Genomic DNA, 24,364 nt, shown 5'->3' on the forward strand with positions numbered 1-24,364 from the left:
TGGTCGAAAGCATCAAGGAGCGGTTATATACGAAATATCGTACAGAGAGCACTTACGTCACGCCACAGCCACTTCCTACAAGCACAAAAAGTTGGATGGAATCTAACCCTTATTCCATCCAACTTTTTGTGTTCAGGGACTTCTTAACCAAATGTTGTATTTCGTACAACATGATTAGTAGCCAAAACGGCCTTTACTCGGAAATGCTGTATTCCGTACAACATTATCACCCTCAACCCCTTCGACAGCGCGAAATTGTTGTACGAAATGCAACAATCCGTGCCATCACACCGGGCTTCCCCTTCAAATATTGCAGTCTTTACAACATCTAGGACTTAGAAATACACCGCCCAAATCACGATGGCCAGCAGAATGCGGTACACCGCAAACGGCACGAGCTTGATACGGTCGATCAGCTTCAGGAAAAACCGGATCGACAACAGCGCAAACACAAAGGCGCTGATAAAGCCGACCACGAAGAACGGCAGCGCATCAATCCTAAAGTACTCCAAATTCTTCACCAGGGAAATCAAGCTGGCCCCGGCCATAATCGGAACGGCCATGATGAAGGTGAAATCGGCCGCCGCGCGGTGGCTTAAACCGAGCAGCACCCCGCCGGAAATCGTCGATCCCGAGCGCGAGAAGCCCGGCCAGATCGACAAGCACTGAAACAAGCCGATGCCAAACGCCTGCTTGTACGAAATTTGGTCGACCGTCTCCACGCTTACGCGCTTCGGAGCGAACCGGTCAGCAGCGATCATCAGCAGCGCCCCCACCACCAACCCGATCAGCACGGTCGCGCTGGAGAACAGATGCTCGTCGATGAAGTCTTCGAACAGGACGCCGAGAATCCCTGCCGGAATCAACCCTACGATGACCTGCATCAGCTTCAGACGCGAACCCGCCTGTCCAACTGCCGATGCTCCCTTCGCCTTCCCCGATTTCCAGCGCGACAGTCCCAGCAAATCGATAAACCGGTCCCGGAACACAACTAGGACGGCTAATATCGAACCGAGCTGGATCACCACCTTAAACGTGTTCGCCACATATTTCGACCCCAGCAGTTCACCGGTTTTGAGCCACATATCGTCGACGATGATCATATGCCCCGTGGAGGACACCGGAGCAAACTCCGTTAGTCCTTCCACCAAGCCGAGAATGATCGCTTTGAGTAGTTCCAAAAAATTCATCGTATCGGTTTCTCCTTATATTTCACTCATGATGATCTTCTGTCTCTAGCCGCCATTAGCTCTCGCTGGCGTTGCGCTTTCTTTTGTACAGCCAAACCAGGAGCCCAATCAACACCCCCAACGCAATAACGGCATAAGCAATATGGGAATAAACGTCCATGAACGCGACGATTTCTTCCCACGATCCTCCTACCGCGGCGCCAAGCAGGACGAGCGCCACGTTCCAAATGAGCGTCCCGATGGTTGTGAACAACAGGAACAAGCCGAACTTCATTTTGGACATGCCGGCCGGGACGGAGATAAGGCTGCGAATCAGCGGAATCATGCGGCAGAACAGCACCGTCCAGTAGCCGTACCGGTCGAACCAGGCATCCGCGCGGCGCACGTCTTCTTTTTTCAGGCGCAGGATCCGTCCGTAACGGTCGATCCATCCTTCCAGCCGATCGACGTTCACCAAATATCCGATCCCGTACAGGATTACGGCACCAAACACCGATCCCAGTGTCGAGAACACGATGACTCCTGCCGGCGTCAAACTCGTGTACGTGGTCATAAATCCGCCGAACGTGAGGATCACTTCCGACGGGATCGGAGGAAACACGTTTTCCAAGGCGATGAGCAGAAAGACGCCAAAATAACCAAACTGCTCCATAAAGTCCGTAATCCAGTTCTCCACGTTATATCTCTCCTATTTTTAGCGAATCGCTTTTTTTACGTTGCGTAAATATCGGGCCCGGATAAAGAAGAAATAGGCCACTTGCGCCAGCAGAAAGCTGGTCAGAATCACGACCGTCTGCCAAGCGACGGAAAAGTTGAAGAAGCTCTGCATTGCCTTGAAAGCGAACAAACTATGCACCATCGCCAATGCGATCGGCACGAAAAACAGCAGGCCCACTTGACGCGTAACGACGTCGGCCAGTTCTTTCTCCGTCAACCCGAGCTTGGCCAACGCCCCATACTGTCGCCGGTCGTATGCCAAATCGCTGTACAGCCGGAAATAGAGAAAGCTCCCCGCCGCGATGAAGAAGACCGTTCCGACCAGCAAGGCGAAAAAGAGCAAGGCCCGGTACGTTGTCCGCTGCACCTCATACAATGTGCCGCTCACAGTTAGCGCGTACGGCTCCCCCGTTTCATATCTCATCCTGCCGTTTTCCGTTAAATCCGCCGCAATGCCGCGCGTCAACTCAGGTCGTTCCACGTAAAAGCCGGTGAAGCGGTCGACTTGCAGCTTATTTCCCGCACCTTCCGCCGACGTTAACCGTGCCAGCAATTCATCGCTAATGACCAAGCCGGAAAAGGAACCTTCCCAATCGCTGCCCATCGCCCCCGTCAGATTTTCCGGAATCGCTACATGCTGCGTGAGGGCGGTTTCCCGCACCTCGACGTCCGGTGCTGCCGCAAACGTATAGGCAACCGGCTTCCGCTGCTTCAGCAGCGGTCTCTCCCGCTCCGAGCTAAGCAGCACGAGCGCGTTCATGCCGCGCGGCGGCTCCTCGGATACTTGAATTCCCGCCGCGGTCAGCGCCCGTCCATAGTCGGCGAACGAAATGAACGGCATCTGCTCGACCGGCGACGACGATGTCGCCGAAAGCACCTTCGCGACGTAAATCGGGAGGTTTAATTCGCGATAGACGATCTTTCTCGCCTCCAGTTCGCCGCGAATCTCGTGCAAATGCGCGTCCGCAAGTCCACTGCCGGCCTTGGCCACATAACCGATCTCCACCGGATAGTCCTGCTCGAACTCGCCGGCCAGCCGGTTGACCGAGGCAAAGGCGCCCACCGCGCAAAACGTGACCGTGGAAATGATCGTCACGAGAAAAAACATCAAGGCGTTTTCTTTCATCCGGTACGCCAGACTCGAAACGGTGACCAAATTCGTTTTGCGCCAATAGAAGCCAAGCCGGCTTTGGCCCAACCGAATCAGAAACACGCTAAGCTGCGTGTAGAAGAAATACGTGCCCCCGATCGTCATTGCCGTCACCGGCAGCATGCGAATCAGCACATTGGAAGCCGTCGCCGTCGCCGCCAGCGTATAACCGGCGCCCAGCAACAGCACGGCGAGCATCGATAGAGCCGGAGAAGCCTTCAGCGGCCGGGCGGGCTTCATTTCCGCCTGAAACAGATCGATCAGCCGGTGCGAGCCGAGCAGCAGCGTCGTGCACAACGAGATCAACAGAAACAGCAGCGAAAACGCCCCGATCGTCAGCAGCAATCCCGCCCACGGAATGTGGAACGCAAGCTGCGGAACGCCGAGCAGAGTGGAACCAGCCATCAAAAACAGCTTGCCCATCAAAAGTCCCCCGCCGATGCCGCAAGCGAGCGAACCCGCGCCGATCAGCAGATTTTCCAGGAATACCAGCTTGCGCAGTTGCTTTTCGGTCATGCCGTGCAGCAGCAATATCCCGAATTCGCGTTTGCGGGAACGCAGAAACGAGCCCACGGAATAGATCACGAAGAAGAAAGAAAACACGTACATAATCACTTCCGCCGCCCATAACACCATCACGGCCGACCGATGGTACGCGACTTCTCCTTGAAGGCCGGGGTGAAACAGGAACAACGCGCAAACATAAAACATCATGACCGAAAAAGAGCTGCTCAGGAAATAGGCGGCGTACGTCCGTTTGTTCCGCAGTACGTTGTTAACGGCGAATTGACGAAAGGTCATGACCGTCCCCTCCCAGCAGCGACATCATGTCGATGATTTTCTGGAAAAAGGCCTGCCGGTTGTCACCGCGATAGATTTCGTTGTACAGCTTGCCGTCCTTGATAAAAATAACTCGATGGCAGTAGCTCGCCGCCAGCGCGTCATGCGTGACCATCATAATCGTCGACCGGTAGGTCCCGTTCATGGAGGCAAACGCCTCCATCACGTCCCGCGACGCTTTGGAATCCAAATTGCCCGTCGGCTCGTCGGCCAAAATCAGCGAAGGCTCGTGAACCATCGCGCGGGCGATGGCCGTCCGCTGCATCTGTCCGCCCGACATTTCATAGGTACGCTTGGGCAGCACGCTTTCGATTCCGAGCCGCCGCGCCATTTCCAGCGCTTTGGCTTTCATGTCCGGGACGGCTGCGCCGCTCAGCGTCAAGGGCAACACGATATTTTCCTCGGCCGTGAGTGTGTCCAGCAGGTTGAAATGCTGAAAGACGAACCCGAGCTCCCGCCGCCGAAACAACGCCGTCTGTTCCCGGGTCATGCAATGCGGGTCTTGCCCGCCGATGGTCACGGTCCCCGAGGTTGGTTCGTCGATCGTGGCGATGACGTTGAGCAGCGTCGTTTTGCCGCTGCCCGACGGTCCCATGATCCCGACGAACTCCCCTTCATCAATTCGGAAGCTAACGCCATCCAAGGCCTTGGTAGCGATCTTACCCTCATAGATTTTCGTTAATGCCGCAACTTCCAACACCGACATGATGTCCAAGCGCTCCTTCTGTTCAGTCCTTCTGCGTCCCGGCATGCCGCCTGAACTACTTTGATTATAGTAAAGCCGCCAGCTTGCGCTCCATGGCTCAATCTTACAGTTACCTTACTTCGTTGTAAGCTTTAGCGTTCCGGCTGAAAGACGATCCGCGCCGTCGTCCCCGCTCCTTCCTGCGATTCCAGCTCGAGCCGGTGCCCTAACTTCATGCAGATTTCCTTCGCCAAGTACAATCCCATCCCGGTGGATTCTTGAAAGCTGCGGCCATTGTCCCCGGTAAAATAGGCGTCGAACACCCGCGGAAGATCGCTGGCCGGAATGCCCACCCCTTCATCCTCGATCTCAAGCACCGTCTCCCTCCCGCGCGCAGAGCCGCGGAATCGGAGATTCGCCCGTTCCTTGACGGTATATTTGACGGCGTTGGTAATAAGCTGGGTCAGCACGAAGGACAGCCATTTCTCATCCGAAGCGACCGAAAGGCCTTCGGGAATCTCGATCACGGGATAGACCTTGCGCCGAATGAACAGTCTTTTCTGCGCCGATGCAACCGAACGCACCAGAGTCCCCAAATCGAGCGTCTCGACCACGAAGTCATGCTCGAACGTATCCAAACGGGCCGCGTAAAGCACCATCTCCAGCCCCTTACGCAGCCGATCCAGCTCATCGCCGATCGCCACGGACCGGGAGTCGTCTTCATGCTGCACCATCAGGTGGATCACGGACAACGGCGTCTTCATTTGATGTACCCATTGATTCATAAAATGGCGATGGCCCTCGATTTTGCTCTGCTGCTCGCCGATTTCCTGCAGATAAAGGCGGTATTGCGTATTGAGGAATCGCTGCAGGGAGTCGGCCAGCGGCGAGCCCGGTTTCATATCAGCAAAAGCACGCAGCGAAACGGGGACCTGCTCCAACAAGCGATAGAACGACCGGTTCGTCCAATAGCGGATGATCAGAAAAGCCGCCAGGATGCAGGTGCTGAGCAAAGCGGCGTACAGGCTGATCGCCGCGTGTCGGTAACCATCAAGCCAATATACCAAGGTGACTAAGGCCAGTTGCAGCAAATACACCAGAATGAACGGGCGTTGATCCCGCAGAAACAAACGCATCGTTCACTCCCCCCAGTGCGGAACGAGCCGATAACCCTGGCCCCGGACGGTTTGCAGCGCATCTTCGATTCCGAGGGCGGACAACTTCTTGCGCACCCGGGTTACGTAGACGTTCAGCGTGTTGTCGTCAACAAAAGCCTGGTCGTCCCAAATTTTCTCCAGCAACCGATCCCGGCTGACTACCTGCTCGATTTTCCCCATCAGCTCATCCAAAATTTTCACCTCGGTTAAGCTCAACTCGATCCGTTTCTCCCGCAAGCTGAGGGACAGCCGGTCCCGGTCCAGGCGCAACCCGGCGACCGTAACCGCGCGATCGTCTCCGCTTCCGGCATAGGTCCCATAGGCCCGGCGCAGCTGGCTTTTGATTTTGGCGATCACGATATCGTAATCAAACGGTTTGGTGATGTAGTCATCGGCACCGTTCTCCAGCGCCATCACCTGATCCATTTTCCCTTCCCGCGCCGACAAGAATACGATCGGACAGGTCGATAAGTTGCGGATCTGGCGGCACCAGTAATACCCGTCGTATTTCGGCAGATTCACGTCCAGCAACACGAGATGCGGGGCGTAACGCTCAAACTCGGTTTTGACCTCGCCGAAATCGGCAACCGCATGCGTATCGTAACCAAACCGGTGCAAATATTGTTCGAGCAGCTCCACGAGCGGCTTGTCATCTTCAACAATAAAGATTTTGAACATAGGCGTTTCTCCTTTTCTAGCAATCCCACTTCCTGCATTGTAACAAATAACGACACCGGAAATAAAATAGAGAGGTTCAGCCGCGAAGCTGCAACCTCTCTTGTCGTCTTGCAAATGTTAGATGTCCCCGTCGCTCCACAATGCCTCCCGCCGTTTCGGCCGGGCAAGCAGCTTGATGCCACCGCCGATCAACAGGACCGCGACAATCGTCGGCCGGAGGTATTGTTCAATCCGAAGGCGCAGGCGAAGCTCCGGGAAATGAGCGTCCAGCACCGGAACGATCAGCTCCATCCCGACGAAATAGATCCCCAGCAAGATGAGCACGATGCCAAGCCAGTGCTGATATTCGCCGCGGGTTTGAAGCAGCGGGTGATCCTCCATCGGCAGGATCCCGTAACGGCTCGTCTGCTGCAGGCCGTCAAAGAAACAATAAAACCAGATGATCGGGATGACGAACAAAAACACCGAAAGCCGCAATACGTCGATCACGTAAAAACTGCCCAAGAACAGAATCATCATCTGCAGGCCGCGTTTTTGCAGCCCCAGATACATTTGCCCCGCTCCCGGAAAAGCGGACAACAGCGTCGCCAGCACCTTGCTGCGTCGGCCTTCGATTCGGCCGGCCTCCCAATCGTCAAACGGGGTCCGGTCAACCAGCGGCTCCCCGGCCAATTTCCGGTGTACGAGCTGCACCGCGTCAAACATGCTGTACAGCCAAATAATCGGAAGCAAACCAAGGAACAGCAGGAATACCGTTTCGTGGGTAATCCCGGTCACAAAAAACATCATCGTAATCAAGCCGAAAAAGGCAATCAAAAACGACAACCCCCGCTGCATCAGCCCCAACTGAAAATGGCCCAAACCCGGGACGAACGACAACAGGATGGTATAGAATTTCTCAGATTCTCTGCCGGCGCCGGACATCTGCCGGACATGCTCCCGGTAAGCCCGTTCCTCCGGCGATTCGCGAAGCATCGTAATCAAGAGATCGGCCATCGAGATCAGCCAGAGGAGGATCGCCGCGACCAAGGTCGCCATGGCCAGTTCCCCGCTATCCGCAGCCATCGCGACGACAAATCCAAACAGCAACCCGCCGAAGAACAGGATCGGGTACGTGATCCCTCTCCCCTTTTTGCCCCAGTATAGATGTCCCACTCCCGGGATGAAGTTTAAAAGTAAAGCCAGCAGTCGATTGCGCTCAAACGGCATGTGCATTCTTCCTTTCCATATATCTAATCTGTACAATCGAATCCTTTATCGCTTCCATCCGTCCAGCCATCCGGCCGTCGCCTCCATCATCCGCTCGCTTAAAGACGAAGCGTTCGGACGATTCATGAATTGATTGGTCTCCGCCGCCATTTTATCGAAAAATCCGCTGCCGAGCAGCAACGCCGTCATGGTAGCCGCGATCGCATAATGCAGCAGCGGATGTCGGCTCCAGCTCTTGCGGCTGCCGCTTCGCGCCTCGCTCGCCTTCGATTTCGGGAACTTCGCCAAGATAGATTGCAAATAGGCTGCATCCTCCTCCGGACCCGGAAGCTCGTTCTCCAGGGAGGAAAGAGCGGCAGCATAGGCGGAAAATGCCGCATCATCCCCTAGCAGCAGCGCTTCCAACCGAGCCTCCGTGGTTGGATCCAAGCGGCCGCGGATATAGCACTTCCATAACTCCGATTGTTCGTCGTGCCTTTGATGGCTCATCCCCATTCCTCCCTTGACCAATGCTTGCGAATATAAGCTCTTGCCCGGTAAAGCCTGGATTCGACGGTTTTCACCGCCAAACCGAGCTCCGCCGCAATTTGCTCATGGCTCTTGCCTTCCAAGTAAAACTTGGTGACGATCTCCCGGTGTCCTGCCGGAAGCCTGGCGACTCGGCGACGCACTTCCTTGCTCCGCTCGGCATCGATTAATCCAAACAGGTTGTCCTCTTCCGAATCGGGTGACGGCAGATCGAGGTCCACCGGGTCCCACCGCTCCTCCTTGCGACGGTCCCGCTTCCGCTTGATGTCGATCGACTTGTTGACGGCAATCCGGGTGATCCAGGTTTTGAGCCCTTGGGAGCGATACTCCGGGAGAGATTTATAGATTTGCAGAAAGGTTTCCTGCGCGGCGTCCTCCGCCTCCTTGGCGTCATGCAGTACCGAATGGGCCACCCGGTACACATAGGTCCCATATTCCCGGACCAGCCACGGAAAGACACTGCGGTCTCCCTGCCGAAATCTTAGAATAAACGACGTTTCATCAATGACTCTCCCCTCCTCCCCAAGATATAGACGCCGGTTGTCCGTCCTGCCCCTGCACTATTTTTAAAAACGTTTGAAGCCTTGAAAGTTCTACAAACTCCCGTAATTTAAAAGGATGTTATAAAATATTACATAAAATTTGGACATTTTAAATGTTTTGAAACAGCTTTAGCGAGCGTTCGAAACGGCGTAAATGCAAGCTCTTGCAGGGTTTAAGCGCTTTATTGGACCAATAACTAATTTGTCAACATACATGACATCAAACTATAATTTCACTCAAGTTAACGAATTTTACGTTAGGTATTATTACATATCGTTAACTTAAATACATCTTGGAGGTTGATGGAATGAAGAAGTGGACATCCCGAAGTTTGAAGGCATTACTGGTCACCGGCCTTGCCGTGAGCGCCTTGCTCCCCAATCTATACCTCTCCCCGGTTTTGGCGGCCGAAACGACCGTAACCGGCACCGTTACGTCCGCCGAAACCGTTAAGAATCTGCCCAAGGTGCAGGTCATCGCCACCGGCGGCACACTCGCCGGGCAATCCACGGATGAAACGAGCTTCCAAACCTATCGGGCCGGCTCGTTGCCGATTGCCGATCTTGTAGCCTCTCTTCCGAACAAGGACCAAATCGCTGAGGTTTCCACTTATCAATTCGGCAACTCCGGTTCCAGCGCCTATACGATCGAGCAATTATACGATCTTTCCTTGAAAGTAGATGAAGCCCTCAAAACCCAAGACGGCGTCGTTGTCACCACCGGCACGGATACGATGGAGGAAATCGCCTATTTCCTCGACCTGACCGTGCGCAGTCCGAAGCCGGTCGTCATCACAGGTTCCATGCGACCATGGACGGTCATCGGCACGGACGCTCCGGCCAACCTTTACAACGCCATTAAGTTGGCGGCCAGCGGGAAAACGAAATATTTCGGCGCCATTCTGATGTTGAACGATGAATTCCATGCCGGACGTGAAGTCACCAAATCGAACTCCTACCGTACCGATACGTTCGTGACGCCGGAAATCGGAGCTCTGGGCTATATCGACGAAAAAACGATCCGCGTGTACCGCGCCCCGTTCCGGGCGCTGAAATCCGCCAGCGAGTGGACTACGCCGTTTGACCTGAGCAAAATCTCCAAGCAGGACCTGGCCAAGGTCGAAATCGCCTATTCCTATCAAGATGCCGGTGCCGGGGCGATCAGCGGATTCGTCGCGAACGGAGCCAACGGCATCGTCACCGCCGGCACCGGAGCGGGCGGGATCTCCAAAGCGATGAGCGAAGAACGTAAAGCCGCCATCGAGAAAGGCGTCGTATTCGTCACGACGACCCGGACCGGCTCCGGCAGCAACTATTCCGGCGGCGACGGCATTATCGCCGGCGACAACCTGAATGCGGCTCATGCCCGAATTCTCTTGCTCTTGTGCTTGTCCTTCTCCAATGACTTCGATACGGTCAAGAATTGGTTCACCACGGTCGGTTACGGCCAAATCGAGCTTCCGGCCAAATAACGGCGCTCCAAATGCAAGCAGCGCGTTCTCGCATGAACGCGCTGCTTGTTTATGTCCGAATTGACGCGCCTCCGGGGAATCGGTAAGATTTGGAGGGAGGTGTTATTCAACATGCAACTGTTGCTTGCTTTGGGCGGGATCATGATGTTCTTGGCCGTCGCGCTTGGCGCCTTCGGCGCTCATGCCTTGAAAGACAAATTAACCGAGGACAAGCTAAAAACGTATCAGACCGGCATCCAATATCATATCGCTCACGGCTTGGGTTTGGTTGGGCTTGGTCTCACCGCCGCCCAGTTCGCGAACGACGCGCAAATCGTCCTCGCCGGGTGGTTCCTATTTGCCGGGATCCTTTTGTTCTCCGGCAGCCTGTACGCTTTAAGCTTGACGGGCATCCGCAAGCTAGGCGCCATCACGCCGCTTGGCGGTCTCTGCTTCCTCGCGGGCTGGGTGATCTTCGTCATCGCAGTGATGCAAGGATAACTTCTGCCACGCCCCATGTTTTCCGGCGTCTTCCGCAGGCGGCTGTAAAACTTGGGCCCATGTCGGTGATCGATGGTTCCCTTACACTCTGGCAGCACTCCCTACTCGAACGCGTTCAGCCGCACTCGCAAAAAATTGTAGATTTCCTCGGCGATATTTGCTTGGCTGCAGGACTCCAGCCCTTCAAAGCCCGGCGAAGAGTTGGCTTCGCAAATTTTGAAGTGGTCCCCGTCGAACAGCAGGTCGATGCCGGCGATGTCCAGGTTCAACAAACGGGCGGCCTCCAGCGCCAGCCATTCGATCTCGGGGGTGATTTCGTACGCTTCCACGACACCGCCGCGCGAATAGTTCGCTTTGAAGCTGTCGCTGCCGGAGCTGCGTTTCATCGCCGCAACGGCACGGCCGCCGATGGTCAGGACCCGCAGGTCCACGCCCCGGCTGGACGCCACGAATTCCTGGAGGATCATCGTCGCGTTCTCTTTATAGGCATTGATCATCTCCAATAAATCAATGAATTTCGATTTGCTTTCCGCCAGAAACACCCCGCTGCCCTGCGAGCCGGAAATCGTTTTGACGATGACCGGAAATCCCAGATGCTTGTCCACCAACTCGACGTCCACTTTGGAGCGGATCAGCATCGTTTTCGGGACGGGTAAATTGTATTGCGCCAAAATCCGCAGCGTGAACAGCTTGTCCTTGACCGTATCGATGCTTTGCGCCGTATTTAAGGTATGCACGCCCAGCCGCTCCAGGTGGCGGATCAGCGCCAATCCGAAGTAATTCGTTCCCGCCCCCATCCGCGGCAGGACGAAATCGGGAAGCGGCAGCACCTCGCCGCCCACCATCACGCTTTTCCGGTCATCCCGCGTGACGATCAATTCGAACTGCTCGGGTGCGAATACCCTCACGTCGATCCCTTGTTTTTCAGCCTCTTCCATCAGCCTTCTAATTTCATAAGTTTCGGGCTTCACGTCGTTTGTGGAGCTTTTATAAATGATCCAGCCTTGCATCGGTATCGTCCTCCTGGGAAATGATCAATGGGATGAACTCTCTCCCCAGTGTACGTCCTCTATTCGTTTCAAGTATGATGCCAAATCGAGATTCATGTAAAAAATCGCAAGCATAAAAAGAGCGCCCTCTCCCTATGAAAGAAGGCACTCTCTCTGATTTCGTCTCTATTAACGCATGCCTCCGCGGAACCGCTGCGTATAGGCTTTGACGTCTTCCGCCGTACGCACGCGGTTGCGGCTCCATTCCAGCAAAATCCGGTCAATGTACCGGAAATGTACTTTCCCGGCAAACACCGCTTCCTTCAACGCCAACCGAATCAGTTCTTCCGGGTAACGGTCCTGATCCACCCAACCGGAAATCGTCTCGCATTCCATCGGCGACAGCGGCCGGGCGAACTCCTTCTCGAAAATCACGAACAGATTCCGTTCTTGCTCTTCCCGAGCTTCGGGGTCCCCGTCCTGCGTTTTGCGGCCGGCGGCTGCCGCCTGCTGCGCTGCCAACCGCTCGTACATCCCGCTCAAATTGTACTGTTCCGAGCGGATGCCGGTCGTTTCGTCGACCGTTTCGTCGATGCTGATCCAGCCTTCCTTCAACAAACCGCGAATGACCGGGGCCAACGTTCCGGGCGCCATGTCCATCCGCGATTCCAACTGCCCGATCGACGGAAAATCGTTGCGTTCGGCTTGTTTGAAAGCAAGCAGCTGGATCAGAAGCATCGCTTCCGTATCGCTTAAGCGGAGCTTGCGGTAATGAGCAAGCAGCGGGTATGGCACATGTACCGTCCCCGCCTCCATCCCAAAAGCGATCCCTTTCGCCCAAGCGTTGTTGCCCTCATTCATGGCCATAGACAAAGCCTCACCTTTCAACGCCGATTAAGGATACAAACGGTACAGCATCCGCGGGAACGGAATCGTCTCGCGTACATGATCCAGACCGCAAATCCAGGCGACCGTCCGCTCCAAACCGAGGCCGAAGCCAGAATGCGGCACCGAGCCGTATTTGCGCAGGTCCAGGTACCATTGGTACGTTTCCGGCGACAGGTTATGATCCTTGAAACGTTCTTCCATCAAAGCTGGATCGTCGATCCGCTGCGAACCGCCGATGATTTCCCCATAACCTTCCGGCGCAATCATATCGGCGCATAGCACGACCTCCGGACGGTTCGGATCCGGCTTCATGTAAAACGCCTTGATTCCCGCCGGATAATGCGTGATGAATACCGGCTTGTCGTAACGCTCGGCGATCGCCGTTTCGTGCGGCGCCCCGAAATCCTCGCCCCAAGGAATATCAAAACCTTGCGAATGCAGAAATTCGATCGCTTCGTCGTAGGTGATCCGGGGGAACGGCGCTTGAATGCCCTCCAGCTTGGACACGTCGCGGCCCACGGCCTCAAGCTCGGTTCGGCAGTTTCTCAACACGGATTGCACTACATGCGCGATGAAATTCTCCTGTACCTTCAAGCTTTCCTCATGATCGGTGAAAGCCATCTCCGGCTCGATCATCCAAAACTCGATCAGATGGCGGCGTGTCTTGGATTTCTCGGCGCGGAACGTAGGCCCGAAGGAATAAACCTTCCCTAAAGCCATTGCGGCGGCTTCCATGTAAAGCTGCCCGCTTTGCGTCAGATAGGCGTCTTCTTCGAAATATTTCGTATGGAACAGGTTGGTGGTCCCTTCCGCCGAAGTTGGCGTCAAGATCGGTGGGTCGACCAACGTAAACCCGTTTTGGTCGAAAAATTCCTGTACGGCACGAATAATTTCGGCCCGGATCACCAGGATCGCCCGCTGTTTCGAGGAGCGAAGCCACAGATGACGATGGTCCATCAGGAAATCCACACCGTGTTCTTTTGGCGTAATCGGATAGTTCTCGGTCAAATGAAGGATTTCGATTTCGGTTACGGTCATCTCATAGCCGGATTGGCTTCGCGGTTCCTCGCGAATCACGCCCGTCACGTACATCGAAGATTCCTGGGTCAAGCTCTTGGCGTTGTTCCAGGTCTCCTCGGATACTTCATTCTTAACGACAACCGCTTGAATGTAGCCGGTCCCGTCACGCAGCTGCAAAAATTGAATTTTGCCGCTGGAGCGTTTGTTGTTCAGCCAACTGCCGATAACCACCGTTTCCCCGACATGCTCATTCACTTGACGAATCACAGTTTTGACCGCCATGCCTTTATCTCTCCTCTTACGATAGCTATATTAAAACTCAAAGGTTTAATTTCGCCGCGTTTTACTTCGATTCCTGCACGATCTGCAACGTATCGCGGGCAATCATCAGCTCTTCGTTCGTCGGAATGACCAGGACCTCGACTTTGGAATTCGGAGTCGAAATGCGGCGCGGTTCCCCGGAACGGATCTTGTTGAGCTCTTTGTCCAGCTCGACGCCCAAATAGCTCAGGTTCTCGCAGGTTTTCTCGCGGACGATCGCCGAGTTTTCGCCGACGCCAGCCGTAAAGACGATGACGTCCACGCCGTTCATCGCGGCGGCGTATGCGCCAATGTATTTGCGCAGACGATATTCGTACATTTCAAAAGCCAGCGTTTCGTTCGGTTTGCCGGCTTCCCAGCCGTCGGTAATATCCCGCATGTCGCTGCTGCTGCCGGAGATGGCCAACAGGCCGCTGTGCTTGTTCAGCATCGAGTTGACTTCGCTGATGGACAGCTCTTCCTTGTTCATGACAAAGGTCACGACCGTCGGGTCCAGGTCGCCGCTGCGCGTTCCCATCATCAAACCTTCCAAAGGCGTCAGACCCATGGAGGTATCGACCGAAACCCCGCCTTTCACCGCAGTCAAGCTTGCACCGTTTCCGATATGGCAAGTAATGATCTTCAACTCTTCGATCGGACGGTTCAAGTATTCCGCCGCTACGCGGCTGACATATTGGTGAGAGGTACCGTGAGCGCCGTAACGACGGATGCGGTGTTTCTTGTACAGAACTCTCGGAATCGGGTACAAATACACCTTCTCATCCATGGTTTGATGGAAAGCCGTATCAAAAGCCACCACGTTCGGAACGCCCGGCATATTGGCTTCGGAGGCATTAATCCCCATGATGGCCGGCGGGTTATGGAGCGGTGCCAGATCGAACAAGCGGCGGATTTCGGCTTTGACTTCCGGCGTAACGAGGGCGGAGCCTTTAAACGCTTCACCGCCGTGCACGACGCGGTGACCCACCGCTTGAATCTCGTCAACCGAGGCCAGGACGCCATGCTCCTTGTCCGTTAATTTCTCGAGCACTTTGCGGATGGCCGTCGTATGCTCCAGGATCTCGCTGACTTCCGTTACCTCTTCTTTGCCGGTTGGTTTATGCGTCAAGATAGAGGAATCCATGCCGATGCGCTCGACCAGACCTTTCGCCAAAACCGACTCATCCGTCATGTCGTACAGCTGGTATTTCAGGGAAGAGCTTCCCGCATTGATAACTAACAATTTCACAGTCGGTCACCGTCCTTATCGTATTTGAAGAAACCTTCGCCCGTTTTTACGCCCAAATTGCCGGCGCGAACCATTTTCTTAAGCACGAAGGAAGGACGGTATTTCAGTTCGCCAAATTCGCGGAACATGCGCTCCAGAGCGGCCAGCACGGAATCCAGGCCAAAGCGGTCGGCCATTTCCAGAGGTCCGTATTGGAACTGGTAGCCCATGCGCATCGCTTCATCGATCTCTTCCGCGGAAGCGACGCCTTCGCCCAGCACATGCAGCGCTTCATTGATCATAACGCAAATAATCCGGGAGGTTACAAAGCCCGGGGATTCATAAACCATGATGCCGCGTTTCTCCACGACCTCTTCCACGAAGCGTTTCGTTTCTTCAAACGTCGCATCCGAAGTCTTCAAGCCGCGAATAATTTCGACCAAGTTGATCTTGGCGACGGGATAAATAAAGTGCATGCCGATGACGCGCTCCGGATATCTCGTTCCGCCGGCGAGCTCAGTCAAGCTAAGCGTCGACGTGTTGCTTGCCAGAATGATGTTGCTTGGGCAAACTTGATCAAGCTGCATGAATATCTCTTTTTTGGCATTCAAATCTTCCGAAATGGTCTCGATCACCAAATCGCAGGTACCGAGTTCGGCAAAATGAGTTACTTTATGAATACGGGATAAGATCAGTTTCTTCTCCGCTTTCGTGATCGCCCATTTCTCAAGCTGTTTATCCAGACTCGTTTCGATCATGTCGTAGGCATGATCCAATTTATCGGCCGTCTCCTCTACGAGCAGTACGTCAAGCCCTTTAGCCGCCAGCATTTCGCTGATGCCCTGACCCATCGTGCCGCCGCCGATGACACCAATTCGTTTGTAGTTCATGGTCCTCTCGCTCCATCCTTTCATCGTCTGTACATAATATGGTTTTCCAGATGTCGAATCATACATCTTCTTACACCCAACATATAATAATATCTTAGCACGAAGAAAAAGTAAAAAAAAATAACCGGCATCATGAATTATGCCGGTAAATGGACGCTGTCACGAAATTGACAACGGAATTGCTCTCCGGAGAGGCGTTCTTCTTTTAATAGGATATCCAGAGATTTGTCGAAAACTGCCGAATGTTGTTGCAGCATTTCTTTCGTTCTGGCGGCAAGGTCATCCAAAATCCGCGTATTTTCCTTCATCAGCACTTCCGTGGTGACCATATCCATGTTGACGATCCCAAGCGAGGTCAGTCCGGATGTCATCATCGTATGCACGATCTTCAAAGCCTGCTCGAAATCGTTGCTCGATCCCGTGCTGCGGCCGCCGTAGTAAATTTCTTCCGCCGCCGCGCCGGCTAAGGCGATCATGATTTGACCCTCCAAATACGATTGGGTATACAAATATTTCTCGTCCTGGGGATTATGCCGGACATACCCAAGCGCTCTACCGCGCGGGCTTAACGCCACTTGACTTACGCTGCCGGGGGCGACCACTTCGGCTGCGATCGCATGGCCAAGCTCGTGAATGGCGACGCGACGCTTCTCTTCCTCCGCAGCCTGCCGGTCCGTCTTCTCGCCCATCAGTACTTTATCGATGGCCATCGATAAATGCGCTTGCGTAACTTGCTCCACCTCATCGCGCATGGCGTAAATCGCCGCTTCATTCATGACGCTTTCCAACTGAGCGCCGGAGAAGCCGTACGATTCCTCGGCGATCTTGTCCAAATCGACGCTCTCATGCAACGGTTTGTTCCCCGCATGCAGTTCAAGGATATGACGGCGCCCCTTCTTGTCCGGCAGATCGACCTGAATGTGCCGGTCAAAGCGGCCGGGGCGCAGCAAAGCGCTGTCCAGCATCTCCTTGCGGTTGGTCGCGGCGATCAGCAAGATCCGCGGCGTGTCGGAGGAGTAAATGCCGTCCATTTCCGTCAGCAACTGGTTTAACGTTTGATCGTATTCGCGCTGCTGTCCGCCTTCTCTTTTTCCGCCGATCACTTCGATTTCGTCTATAAAGATAACTGCATTCTCCTTATTTTCCTTGGCCGCGCGGGTTCGGGCTTCTTTAAACAGATCCCTTATCCGGCTCGCCCCGACGCCGACATACATTTCCACAAATTCGCTGCCCGATGCCGCTACAAACACGGCATTCGTGTAGTGTGCCGCCGCTTTGGCGAGCAGCGTTTTCCCGGTTCCCGGAGGTCCGGTCAGCAGTATCCCTTTGATCGGCCGAATACCGAACTTACTGATTTCATCCTGGCGCACCATAAAATCCAGCGCTTCCCGGAGCTCCTGCTTGGCGCTCTCCTGCCCGCCGATCTGCTCAAAGGTCAGCTTCGACGGCCCGCGCTTTTGGCGTTTCCGTTCCTGGCCGGCGCCAATCGCGATGCCGCCGCCGCGCATTTTGATCGCCGCGAACAATGCGCCGAACAGCACCATGGCAACGACAAGCGGTACAACGTTAACGCCGATCACCGCCAGGAAGACGATCAGTACCGGAATAAAGCCGATCGCGGCTTCGATCACCCATTTACGCATTCGGCCATACCCCCATCCGTTCCGGCGTGCGCGGCAAAATCACGAATTTACTATATTGTCCGTCCGTTAAGGTGATATAAACGTTCTTATCATCCATCTCCGCCGTTGCCTTCAACTTGCTGTTTTCTTGCTCCATCTGCTTCAGAGCAGCGGTAATTTGCGTATACTGCTTGTTCTCCATCGCCTGGGCGACGGTAAACAACGCGTTTTCCCATATTTGATCCAGCGCCGGAGAAGAATGATCCTCCACGTCCAGCTTCAGGGTACGGTTGCCGATTTGCTTCTTCCCGTTCTGTTCGATCTGCTGGACTAACGCGCCGAGATCGGTTCCCGGCTCCAAATTCAGCTTAAGCGCCAACTCGTCGGGTTTAATGTCCATTTCCACTTGATGGACCCCACCCACACTTTTTACGAGATTCTCCAGCGGACGCTCAATCGCCCATTCCCGGTAGAGGAACCATCCGCCAAACAACACGAGCGAGGAAATGACGATGCTTGCAGCTATTGGTCCAATACGCAGTTTCACGCGATGTCCCCCTTATCTATAGTAATTATCAATTTGATATATCATATCGTATATCAAAACCACAAATAAGAGTATATCACATCGTATATAAAATATCGAAAAAAACGTTGACGATATTTAAAATTTTAAACTAGTAGTTCTACCCCGAAATGTTACAAATTCTCAAGTATAGCCGGCAATCGCTTCATATTCTCTGCCCGCCAGCTCATCTCCTTGGCAAATCGCGCGGGGGGGCGGACTCTGCCGATCCATTTGATCACGGATCCACCAGACGCTCTCCATGTACCACAGCATTTGCAGCGAAATCGTTAAATACCCTTTTCCGGTTGCGGCGGCTTCTTCTTGCCTGTATCCCTCCATAAAAGCAGCAGCCAAAACCGGGTCCAACGTATCATCAAATGCACAAGACATTACGGCACGAGCGATATCCAGCCGGGCTCAACCGTTTGAAACCACGCTGGATCGACGACTTCCGTTGCGGCCCGCTGCGCTTCGACCCGGGCTAATAAATGGGGATCGTCTCCGGCTTATACGACTTAAAGCGTTCCCTGTTATATTGCTCCTACGTTCTCATTAACTCATCCTATAAAAATAAAACGGTCTCGTCATTCAGGCCTTTCGCCTAAACATCGAAACCGTCTATTCGTAAACGATACCCCCTGCGCTCCCGTCAGCGATTGGGCAAGGTAAACACCTCCGGCAGCGGTGCGCCGGTCGTAAAGCTAAAGAATCTATAGTAATGATGGTCCTTCTGCTTGTAGAACAACTGCCAGACCAATTGGTTATTATAAATCCCCGGCAGTAATCGGACAACCCGAATGTCCGGCAGCGATTGTTTGATGATCGCGCGGATCTGCTGCTCGGACTTTCCTTCCGACAATAAGCGTACCTCGGGATCCTGTCCTTCCCGCAGCCATACCATCATTTTGCGGCCGGAATCGTCTTCCCCCTGGACGACCCAGGTGACTTCATCCCATACCGACTTCCACACCTCGTCGCCCCGAACAAGGTTCGTCTCCTGTTTCGCCTGCTGGATGGCGGCTCTTTCGGCTCTCCACGTATCCTCATGAATGTAGATATAAAACCGGTTAAGCCCAAGGAGCACGATCAACAGGATCACGATGGACAACAGAATCCACTTCGTTCGCTTCCTCAACCTTCTCTTCCTTTCCCCTTCCTAAGCAGGCAGCCACCTTCAGGAAACCGCCCGTTCAATGCATATCAGTCGATCAAACGGGATGCCTTGCACAACATTATCGAGCCAGCAGTCCCTCGAATGCCGCTTGCGCGTCATGTCGGATACGCTCCTCATCCAGCGTTAGGCAGGCTCCGTGTTTGACGACCTGTTTTCCGTTCACCCATACATGCTCCACATCTTTGGGTCCGGCGGAATAAACGGTGTGGGAGATGAAATCGGTTTTAGGCAGGAAATGAGCTTGCTCCGTATTCAAGGCGATGAAATCCGCCTTCATGCCTGCCGCAAGCTTCCCGGTATTCGGCAAAAAGACCGCCTTTGCGCCGTATTCCGTCCCCATCTTGAGCGCTTCCAACGCGGGCACCGCCGTCGGATCCCCGGATACGCCTTTATGGATCAGCGCGGCCAAGCGAATCTCCTCCAGCATGTCCAGGTTGTTGTTGCTGGCGGCGCTGTCCGTCCCCAGCGAGACGATCACGCCTTTTTGCAGCAGCTTCGGCACGCGAGCCACACCGCTGGCCAGCTTCAGGTTGCTGCCCGGGTTATGCGAGATCGCAACGTCATGCGCCGCCAAAACGTCGATCTCCTCGTCCGTCAAATGCACGGCATGGGCGAGCAGCGTCGGACGCGAGAACATGCCCAGCTTCCGCAAATGTTCCACAGGACGGTCGCCGTAATCACTCTCGTTTTGCTCCACTTCGGCACGCGTCTCCGACATATGCGTGTGCATCGGCAAGTCCAGATCATGCGCGGCTTGCACGAATTTCTCGATGAAAGCCGGCGGGCAGGTGTAGGGCGCATGCGGCGACATCATCGTGGTGATGCGGCCTTCCGCTTTACCGTGCCAGTTCCGGGCAAACGCGATCGCTTCTTTCAGCTTCTGCTCTTGCTCCTCCGGTGAGCATAACCCGATTGCTCCGCGCATCAGCACGGCGCGAATGCCGGATTCCTCCACGACCTTGGCGACTTCGTCCATATGATCGTACATATCCAGGAACGTTGTCGTGCCGCCCTTAAGCATTTCCAGGACAGACAATGCCGTACCGGCATAGATATCAGCGGCGGTAAACTTGGCTTCCATCGGCCACATTTTTTCCTGCAGCCAGGTCTGCAGCACCATGTCATCCCCGTAGCCGCGAAGCAGCGACATGGCTGCATGTCCATGGGTGTTGATCAGTCCAGGGAGGAACAACATCCCTTTGCCATCAAATGTTTCGGCGCCTTCCACACCTTCCGGGCGCGCTTCGCCGATATAGGTGATGGTGTCGCCCTCAACGAGCATATATCCGTGAATCACGGGACGATTCGTTTCCAGTACGGCAAACGTTCCGTTCTTGATCAACCATTTACGACTCATACGATGCTTGTTCCTTTCCGTTCTCCAGATAATACGCCAAACTGAGCAGGTCTGTGGTGAAATCGGCGGCATGGATCCGCACTTCCGGCGGAACTTTCAGAATCGTAGGTGCGAAGTTCAGAATCGCGCCAATGCCGGCGGCAACCAATTCGTCCGCTACGCGCTGGGCTTCCGTATCCGGCACGGTAATGATGCCGATGCGAATGTTGTTCTTTCTGACCGTATCCACCAGTTCCTCGATCGGCTGGATCGTAATGTTGTTGATCTGGGTGCCGATCTTCGCCGGCGAGGCGTCGAACACCGCGACGATTTTCATATTATCCTTCAGATACGCGTTATAATTCGACAAGGCTTGGCCCAGGTTACCGGCACCGACGAGCGCCACGTTGATCTGCTGGTCCAGGTTGAGAATTTGCTGAATTTTTTCAATCAAATAAGCGACGTCGTAACCGATGCCCTTTCGGCCGAAATCGCCGAAATAAGCCAAGTCCTTGCGGATTTGCGCCGGATTCAGATCGAGTTTTTGCCCCAGCTCCTGCGATGATACCGTCGGGACCTCGCGGCGGCTCAGTTCGTTCAAAAAGCGCAGGTAAACCGGCAGCCTGCGGACGACGGCGTCCGAAATTTTCTCTGACTTCATACTTCGTTCCCCCTATTCTTCAAACCAAGATATGAAACGGTTTATTCATCGGGATTCAACCATTCCGAGATGCGTGGCACCATCTGGCTCATCGGCATATGCTCCATCTTCGGACCCGGCAATGAATACAAGAAGTATTTCCCGTAATAGGATTCCAGGATGCGGGTATCATACACGATTACGATGCCCCGATCCTGCGACGAGCGAACGAGCCGTCCGAAGCCCTGCTTGAAACGGATAACCGCTTGCGGGACGGACAACTTCATGAACGGATTTTTTTTCTCCCGCTGCAGCCGTTCGCTTTTGGCTTCCACCAGCGGATGGTTTGGCGGCTGAAAAGGCAGGCGCACGATCGCCAGACTCGTCAATGCCTCGCCCGGGATGTCCACCCCTTCCCAGAAGCTGCTCGTCCCCAGCAGCACCGATGCGTTTTGGCCCTGGAAGCGCCGGGTCAGCTTGGTGCGGCTGCCGCTGTCCATCCCTTGACCGATGACGGTGATTCCCTCTGCCGAAAGCAGCTCTTTCAGCGGATCGTATACCTGTCTCAGCATCCGGTAGGACGTAAACAACACCAGCATCCGTCCTTGCGTCGCCACGGCAGCATCGGCCAGCGACTGCACCAGTGTCAGGATGAAATGGTCGTCCCCCACGCTGCCCTTCACGCTCGGAAAATCGCGCGGAATGACCAGCAGCGCCTGATCCCGGTAATTGAACGGGGACGGCAACATCGCCGTGATCAGCCGGTCCTCTTCCGCCGCCTCGGTCAAGCCCAACTGCTCGATCATATATTGGAACGACTTATCGACCGACAAAGTCGCGGACGTCATGACGACGCTTTTTTTCCGGTCGAAGAAAAATTCCTTCAACTGGGCGCTGACGTCGATCGGCACCGCGTACATTTGCAGCGAACGGCTGCGGTAGTTCCCGTTGGCTTCCATCCAGTAGACCGTGTCTTGGTTGTCCAGCTTCATGAAGAAACGCAAAGCTTCCCGTTCTCCCGCCAAATCTTTGAACAGACCACTGATGTCGGTAAGCAAGCTCTCCGCTGCATAATCGTCCTGCTCCTCCCGAATGTCGGACAAGAGACGCTCCCCTTTGCGCAGCACATCGCCAAGCCCCACATAAATCTGGTTCTCAAGCGCGGCGAGCACCTCCCATTCCTTCGGCTTACGGGCCGGTAATAGCCGGTACACGAATTGACCGGGATCGCCGGGCGCCGCGTCGCTGCGGTCCGGCATCAAACTGAACAGCAACTCGCTGAGCTTGTCCCAGCTTTCCTTCACATCCACCAGCGTCGGATAAATGCCGTCGATCACCGAGCACCATTCCGAAGCTTTCTCCGCCGCTGACGCCTCAAGCGAGCTCCGAAGATTCGCCAGTTGCCCCGTCTTGCTGTCTTTGAACAACCGGGTCAGCGTATGGACGACCGTAAAATATTTCATATGAATGCCAAGATGCTTGCCGGCCACATCCTCCAAATGATGCGCCTCATCGATGACCAGGCGCTCGTAGCCCGGCAGCAGTTGGTGACCGGCTTGGATGTCCGTAAACAATTTCGAGTGGTTCGTGATGACCACGTCCGCCACCCCGGCTTCGTGTTTGGCGCGATGGTAGAAGCATTTGCGGAACCAAGGGCAGGAACGGCCTAGGCAAGAATCCGATTCGCTGGCCACCGTCTCCCAGAAATCGCCGCCGCGGTTTCCGAGATTCAGCTCCTCGTCGTCACCGTCTGCCGTTTGCGTCAGCCACACGACCATTTGCGCGGCCGTCATCACCTCTTCTTTAGGCGTTGTGAAGTCTTTCCTAGTTATTTTATGTTCAAATTTGCGCAAGCACAAATAATGCTGCCTTCCTTTAAATACGGCAGCGCGGAAAGGAAAAGGCACGACCTCCGTCAACAGCGGCACATCGCGCTCCCGCAGCTGCTCCTGCAGGTTGATGGTATGCGTGCTGACCATCACCTTCTCGTCGTTTTTGACGCTGTGGTAAATGGCCGGCAGCAGGTAACCCAAGGATTTCCCGGTCCCCGTCCCGGCTTCGACCAGCAAATGCTTGTCTTCCTCGAAGGCCCGCATGACCTCATTCAGCATCATATTCTGGGCTTCCCGCTCCTCGTATTGCGGCAAACGCTCCCTCAGCCGTTCCCGGACCTGTTCCATAAACTGCTCGAAATTTACGTCCGCCAGCGGATTTCGATCCGCAGCATCCCGCGGTGCCTCAATATCCAGCCAATCCTCGACCTGCAAAGCAAATTGGCGGTAGTATACGAAGCCGTCTTCGCTTGGCAGCGCCTCAAGTTCCTTCTCCTGTGCCATCGCGTCAAAAAACCAACCCAGATCGCTGTCCTCACCGGCGAACAGATCGGCCAATCGTTGCAATGTCAGGAGAGGCAGCTGCGCGCATTCTTCCAGACATTTCAGGAAAATGAGCGCCGTTGCCAGCGCGTCGCTGTCCGCCTGGTGCGGACGATCATGCTTCACTTCAAACTCCGCCGCCACCAGTCCCAACTGATACGAAGTCAGCGAAGGAAACAGGATTTTCAAGAAATCCATCGTATCCAGGATGCGGCCGGTAAACGGCAAATAACCCGTTTTGTCCAAAGCGCTTTGCAGGTAATTGAAATCAAACGCAACATTGTGCCCGACCAAGACGACGTCGTTCAGGAGCGGAACCATCTCCATCATCACTTCGTCCAGCTCCGGCGCATCCTTGACGTCTTCCTCGGTAATTCCCGTCAATCCCGTAATAAAAGAAGGAATCGGAATGCCCGGTTTGACGAAGGAACGATACACCTGCGAAATCGTCCTATCCGGTTCTATAATGGCAAGTCCCACTTGAATAATTTCATCGGAGGACTGGTTACCCGTCGTTTCAAAATCAAGCACCGCGTATTTCATTGCTATTAGCTGTCCCTTCATTCCATTCTCTTTACAGCATAACAGAAGATAGCCGATTTGAAAATTAATACAAACGGTATCTGTAATAAAAATCACAAAACAAAACAAGCGATGCGCCGCTTTGAGCGGAAATTCGCATCGCT

The 24,364-nt window shown here is 54.5% G+C and carries 23 protein-coding genes; 2 read left to right on the top strand and 21 right to left on the bottom strand.

What is annotated here, in order from left to right; all coding sequences use genetic code 11:
• Positions 1–335: 335 nt before the first annotated feature.
• From ACZF99_RS14590 to ACZF99_RS14630, 9 genes are all read right to left on the bottom strand, one after another.
• Positions 336–1,190, bottom strand: a complete 855-nt coding sequence (locus tag ACZF99_RS14590) for an undecaprenyl-diphosphate phosphatase (protein WP_483605802.1) — start codon at positions 1,188–1,190, stop codon at positions 336–338.
• A 55-nt stretch (positions 1,191–1,245) separates the two neighbouring features.
• Positions 1,246–1,866 (bottom strand): DedA family protein, encoded by a 621-nt coding sequence (locus tag ACZF99_RS14595; protein WP_483605803.1) that lies wholly within the window; start codon positions 1,864–1,866, stop codon positions 1,246–1,248.
• A gap of 18 nt (positions 1,867–1,884) precedes the next feature.
• Complete coding sequence (locus tag ACZF99_RS14600) at positions 1,885–3,858, bottom strand: ABC transporter permease (RefSeq protein ID WP_483605804.1); 1,974 nt, start codon at positions 3,856–3,858, stop codon at positions 1,885–1,887.
• The gene (locus tag ACZF99_RS14605) at positions 3,833–4,603 is read right to left on the bottom strand and encodes an ABC transporter ATP-binding protein (protein ID WP_483605805.1); all 771 of its coding nucleotides are present in this window, start codon (positions 4,601–4,603) and stop codon (positions 3,833–3,835) included. Before ACZF99_RS14605 ends, ACZF99_RS14600 begins: the two co-directional genes overlap by 26 nt.
• 131 nt (positions 4,604–4,734) lie before the next feature.
• Positions 4,735–5,718: a sensor histidine kinase gene (locus ACZF99_RS14610; RefSeq protein ID WP_483605806.1), complete on the bottom strand. Its 984-nt coding sequence runs from the start codon at positions 5,716–5,718 to the stop codon at positions 4,735–4,737.
• Between the two features lie 3 nt (positions 5,719–5,721).
• The gene (locus ACZF99_RS14615; RefSeq protein WP_483605807.1) at positions 5,722–6,417 is read right to left on the bottom strand and encodes a response regulator transcription factor; all 696 of its coding nucleotides are present in this window, start codon (positions 6,415–6,417) and stop codon (positions 5,722–5,724) included.
• 117 nt (positions 6,418–6,534) lie between these two features.
• The gene (locus ACZF99_RS14620) at positions 6,535–7,626 is read right to left on the bottom strand and encodes a hypothetical protein (protein WP_483605809.1); all 1,092 of its coding nucleotides are present in this window, start codon (positions 7,624–7,626) and stop codon (positions 6,535–6,537) included.
• A gap of 45 nt (positions 7,627–7,671) precedes the next feature.
• The gene (locus tag ACZF99_RS14625) at positions 7,672–8,115 is read right to left on the bottom strand and encodes a hypothetical protein (protein ID WP_483605810.1); all 444 of its coding nucleotides are present in this window, start codon (positions 8,113–8,115) and stop codon (positions 7,672–7,674) included.
• Positions 8,112–8,567 (bottom strand): RNA polymerase sigma factor, encoded by a 456-nt coding sequence (locus ACZF99_RS14630; protein ID WP_483605811.1) that lies wholly within the window; start codon positions 8,565–8,567, stop codon positions 8,112–8,114. The genes ACZF99_RS14625 and ACZF99_RS14630 overlap by 4 nt, the downstream gene beginning before the upstream one ends.
• A gap of 437 nt (positions 8,568–9,004) precedes the next feature.
• Between ACZF99_RS14630 and ACZF99_RS14635 the strand changes: the two genes are divergently transcribed.
• Entirely contained in the window at positions 9,005–10,168 is a 1,164-nt protein-coding gene (locus ACZF99_RS14635; protein WP_483605812.1) for an asparaginase, read from the top strand.
• A gap of 111 nt (positions 10,169–10,279) precedes the next feature.
• A complete protein-coding gene (locus ACZF99_RS14640; RefSeq protein ID WP_483605813.1) occupies positions 10,280–10,648 on the top strand; it encodes a DUF423 domain-containing protein in 369 nt (122 codons plus the stop codon).
• A gap of 101 nt (positions 10,649–10,749) precedes the next feature.
• Here the strand turns inward: ACZF99_RS14640 and ACZF99_RS14645 are convergent, their stop codons facing one another.
• From ACZF99_RS14645 to dinG, 12 genes are all read right to left on the bottom strand, one after another.
• Positions 10,750–11,658 (bottom strand): ATP-grasp domain-containing protein, encoded by a 909-nt coding sequence (locus ACZF99_RS14645; protein WP_483605814.1) that lies wholly within the window; start codon positions 11,656–11,658, stop codon positions 10,750–10,752.
• Between the two features lie 168 nt (positions 11,659–11,826).
• Positions 11,827–12,504 (bottom strand): DnaD domain protein, encoded by a 678-nt coding sequence (locus tag ACZF99_RS14650; protein ID WP_483605815.1) that lies wholly within the window; start codon positions 12,502–12,504, stop codon positions 11,827–11,829.
• Positions 12,505–12,531: 27 nt separating this feature from the next.
• The gene (gene asnS, locus ACZF99_RS14655) at positions 12,532–13,827 is read right to left on the bottom strand and encodes an asparagine--tRNA ligase (protein ID WP_483605816.1); all 1,296 of its coding nucleotides are present in this window, start codon (positions 13,825–13,827) and stop codon (positions 12,532–12,534) included.
• Positions 13,828–13,888: 61 nt separating this feature from the next.
• Positions 13,889–15,094 carry an acetate/propionate family kinase gene (locus tag ACZF99_RS14660; RefSeq protein WP_483605817.1) on the bottom strand — a complete coding sequence of 402 codons (1,206 nt, stop codon included), beginning with the start codon at positions 15,092–15,094 and terminating at the stop codon, positions 13,889–13,891.
• Entirely contained in the window at positions 15,091–15,963 is an 873-nt protein-coding gene (locus ACZF99_RS14665) for a 3-hydroxyacyl-CoA dehydrogenase family protein (protein WP_483605818.1), read from the bottom strand. Before ACZF99_RS14665 ends, ACZF99_RS14660 begins: the two co-directional genes overlap by 4 nt.
• Before the next feature lie 137 nt (positions 15,964–16,100).
• Complete coding sequence (locus ACZF99_RS14670; RefSeq protein ID WP_483605819.1) at positions 16,101–17,606, bottom strand: AAA family ATPase; 1,506 nt, start codon at positions 17,604–17,606, stop codon at positions 16,101–16,103.
• Positions 17,599–18,132: a hypothetical protein gene (locus tag ACZF99_RS14675; protein ID WP_483605820.1), complete on the bottom strand. Its 534-nt coding sequence runs from the start codon at positions 18,130–18,132 to the stop codon at positions 17,599–17,601. Before ACZF99_RS14675 ends, ACZF99_RS14670 begins: the two co-directional genes overlap by 8 nt.
• A gap of 162 nt (positions 18,133–18,294) precedes the next feature.
• Positions 18,295–18,492, bottom strand: coding sequence for a hypothetical protein (locus ACZF99_RS14680; RefSeq protein WP_483605821.1), 198 nt, complete (start codon positions 18,490–18,492; stop codon positions 18,295–18,297).
• A 310-nt stretch (positions 18,493–18,802) separates the two neighbouring features.
• Complete coding sequence (locus ACZF99_RS14685; protein WP_483605822.1) at positions 18,803–19,288, bottom strand: cell wall elongation regulator TseB-like domain-containing protein; 486 nt, start codon at positions 19,286–19,288, stop codon at positions 18,803–18,805.
• Positions 19,289–19,385: 97 nt separating this feature from the next.
• Positions 19,386–20,684 (bottom strand): amidohydrolase, encoded by a 1,299-nt coding sequence (locus ACZF99_RS14690; protein WP_483605824.1) that lies wholly within the window; start codon positions 20,682–20,684, stop codon positions 19,386–19,388.
• Positions 20,674–21,324, bottom strand: a complete 651-nt coding sequence (locus ACZF99_RS14695; RefSeq protein ID WP_483605825.1) for a redox-sensing transcriptional repressor Rex — start codon at positions 21,322–21,324, stop codon at positions 20,674–20,676. The genes ACZF99_RS14690 and ACZF99_RS14695 overlap by 11 nt, the downstream gene beginning before the upstream one ends.
• Positions 21,325–21,365: 41 nt before the next feature.
• Positions 21,366–24,221, bottom strand: coding sequence for an ATP-dependent DNA helicase DinG (gene dinG, locus ACZF99_RS14700; RefSeq protein ID WP_483605826.1), 2,856 nt, complete (start codon positions 24,219–24,221; stop codon positions 21,366–21,368).
• Positions 24,222–24,364: the final 143 nt, after the last annotated feature.

The organism is Paenibacillus sp. JL3B1040 (genome assembly GCF_057063165.1).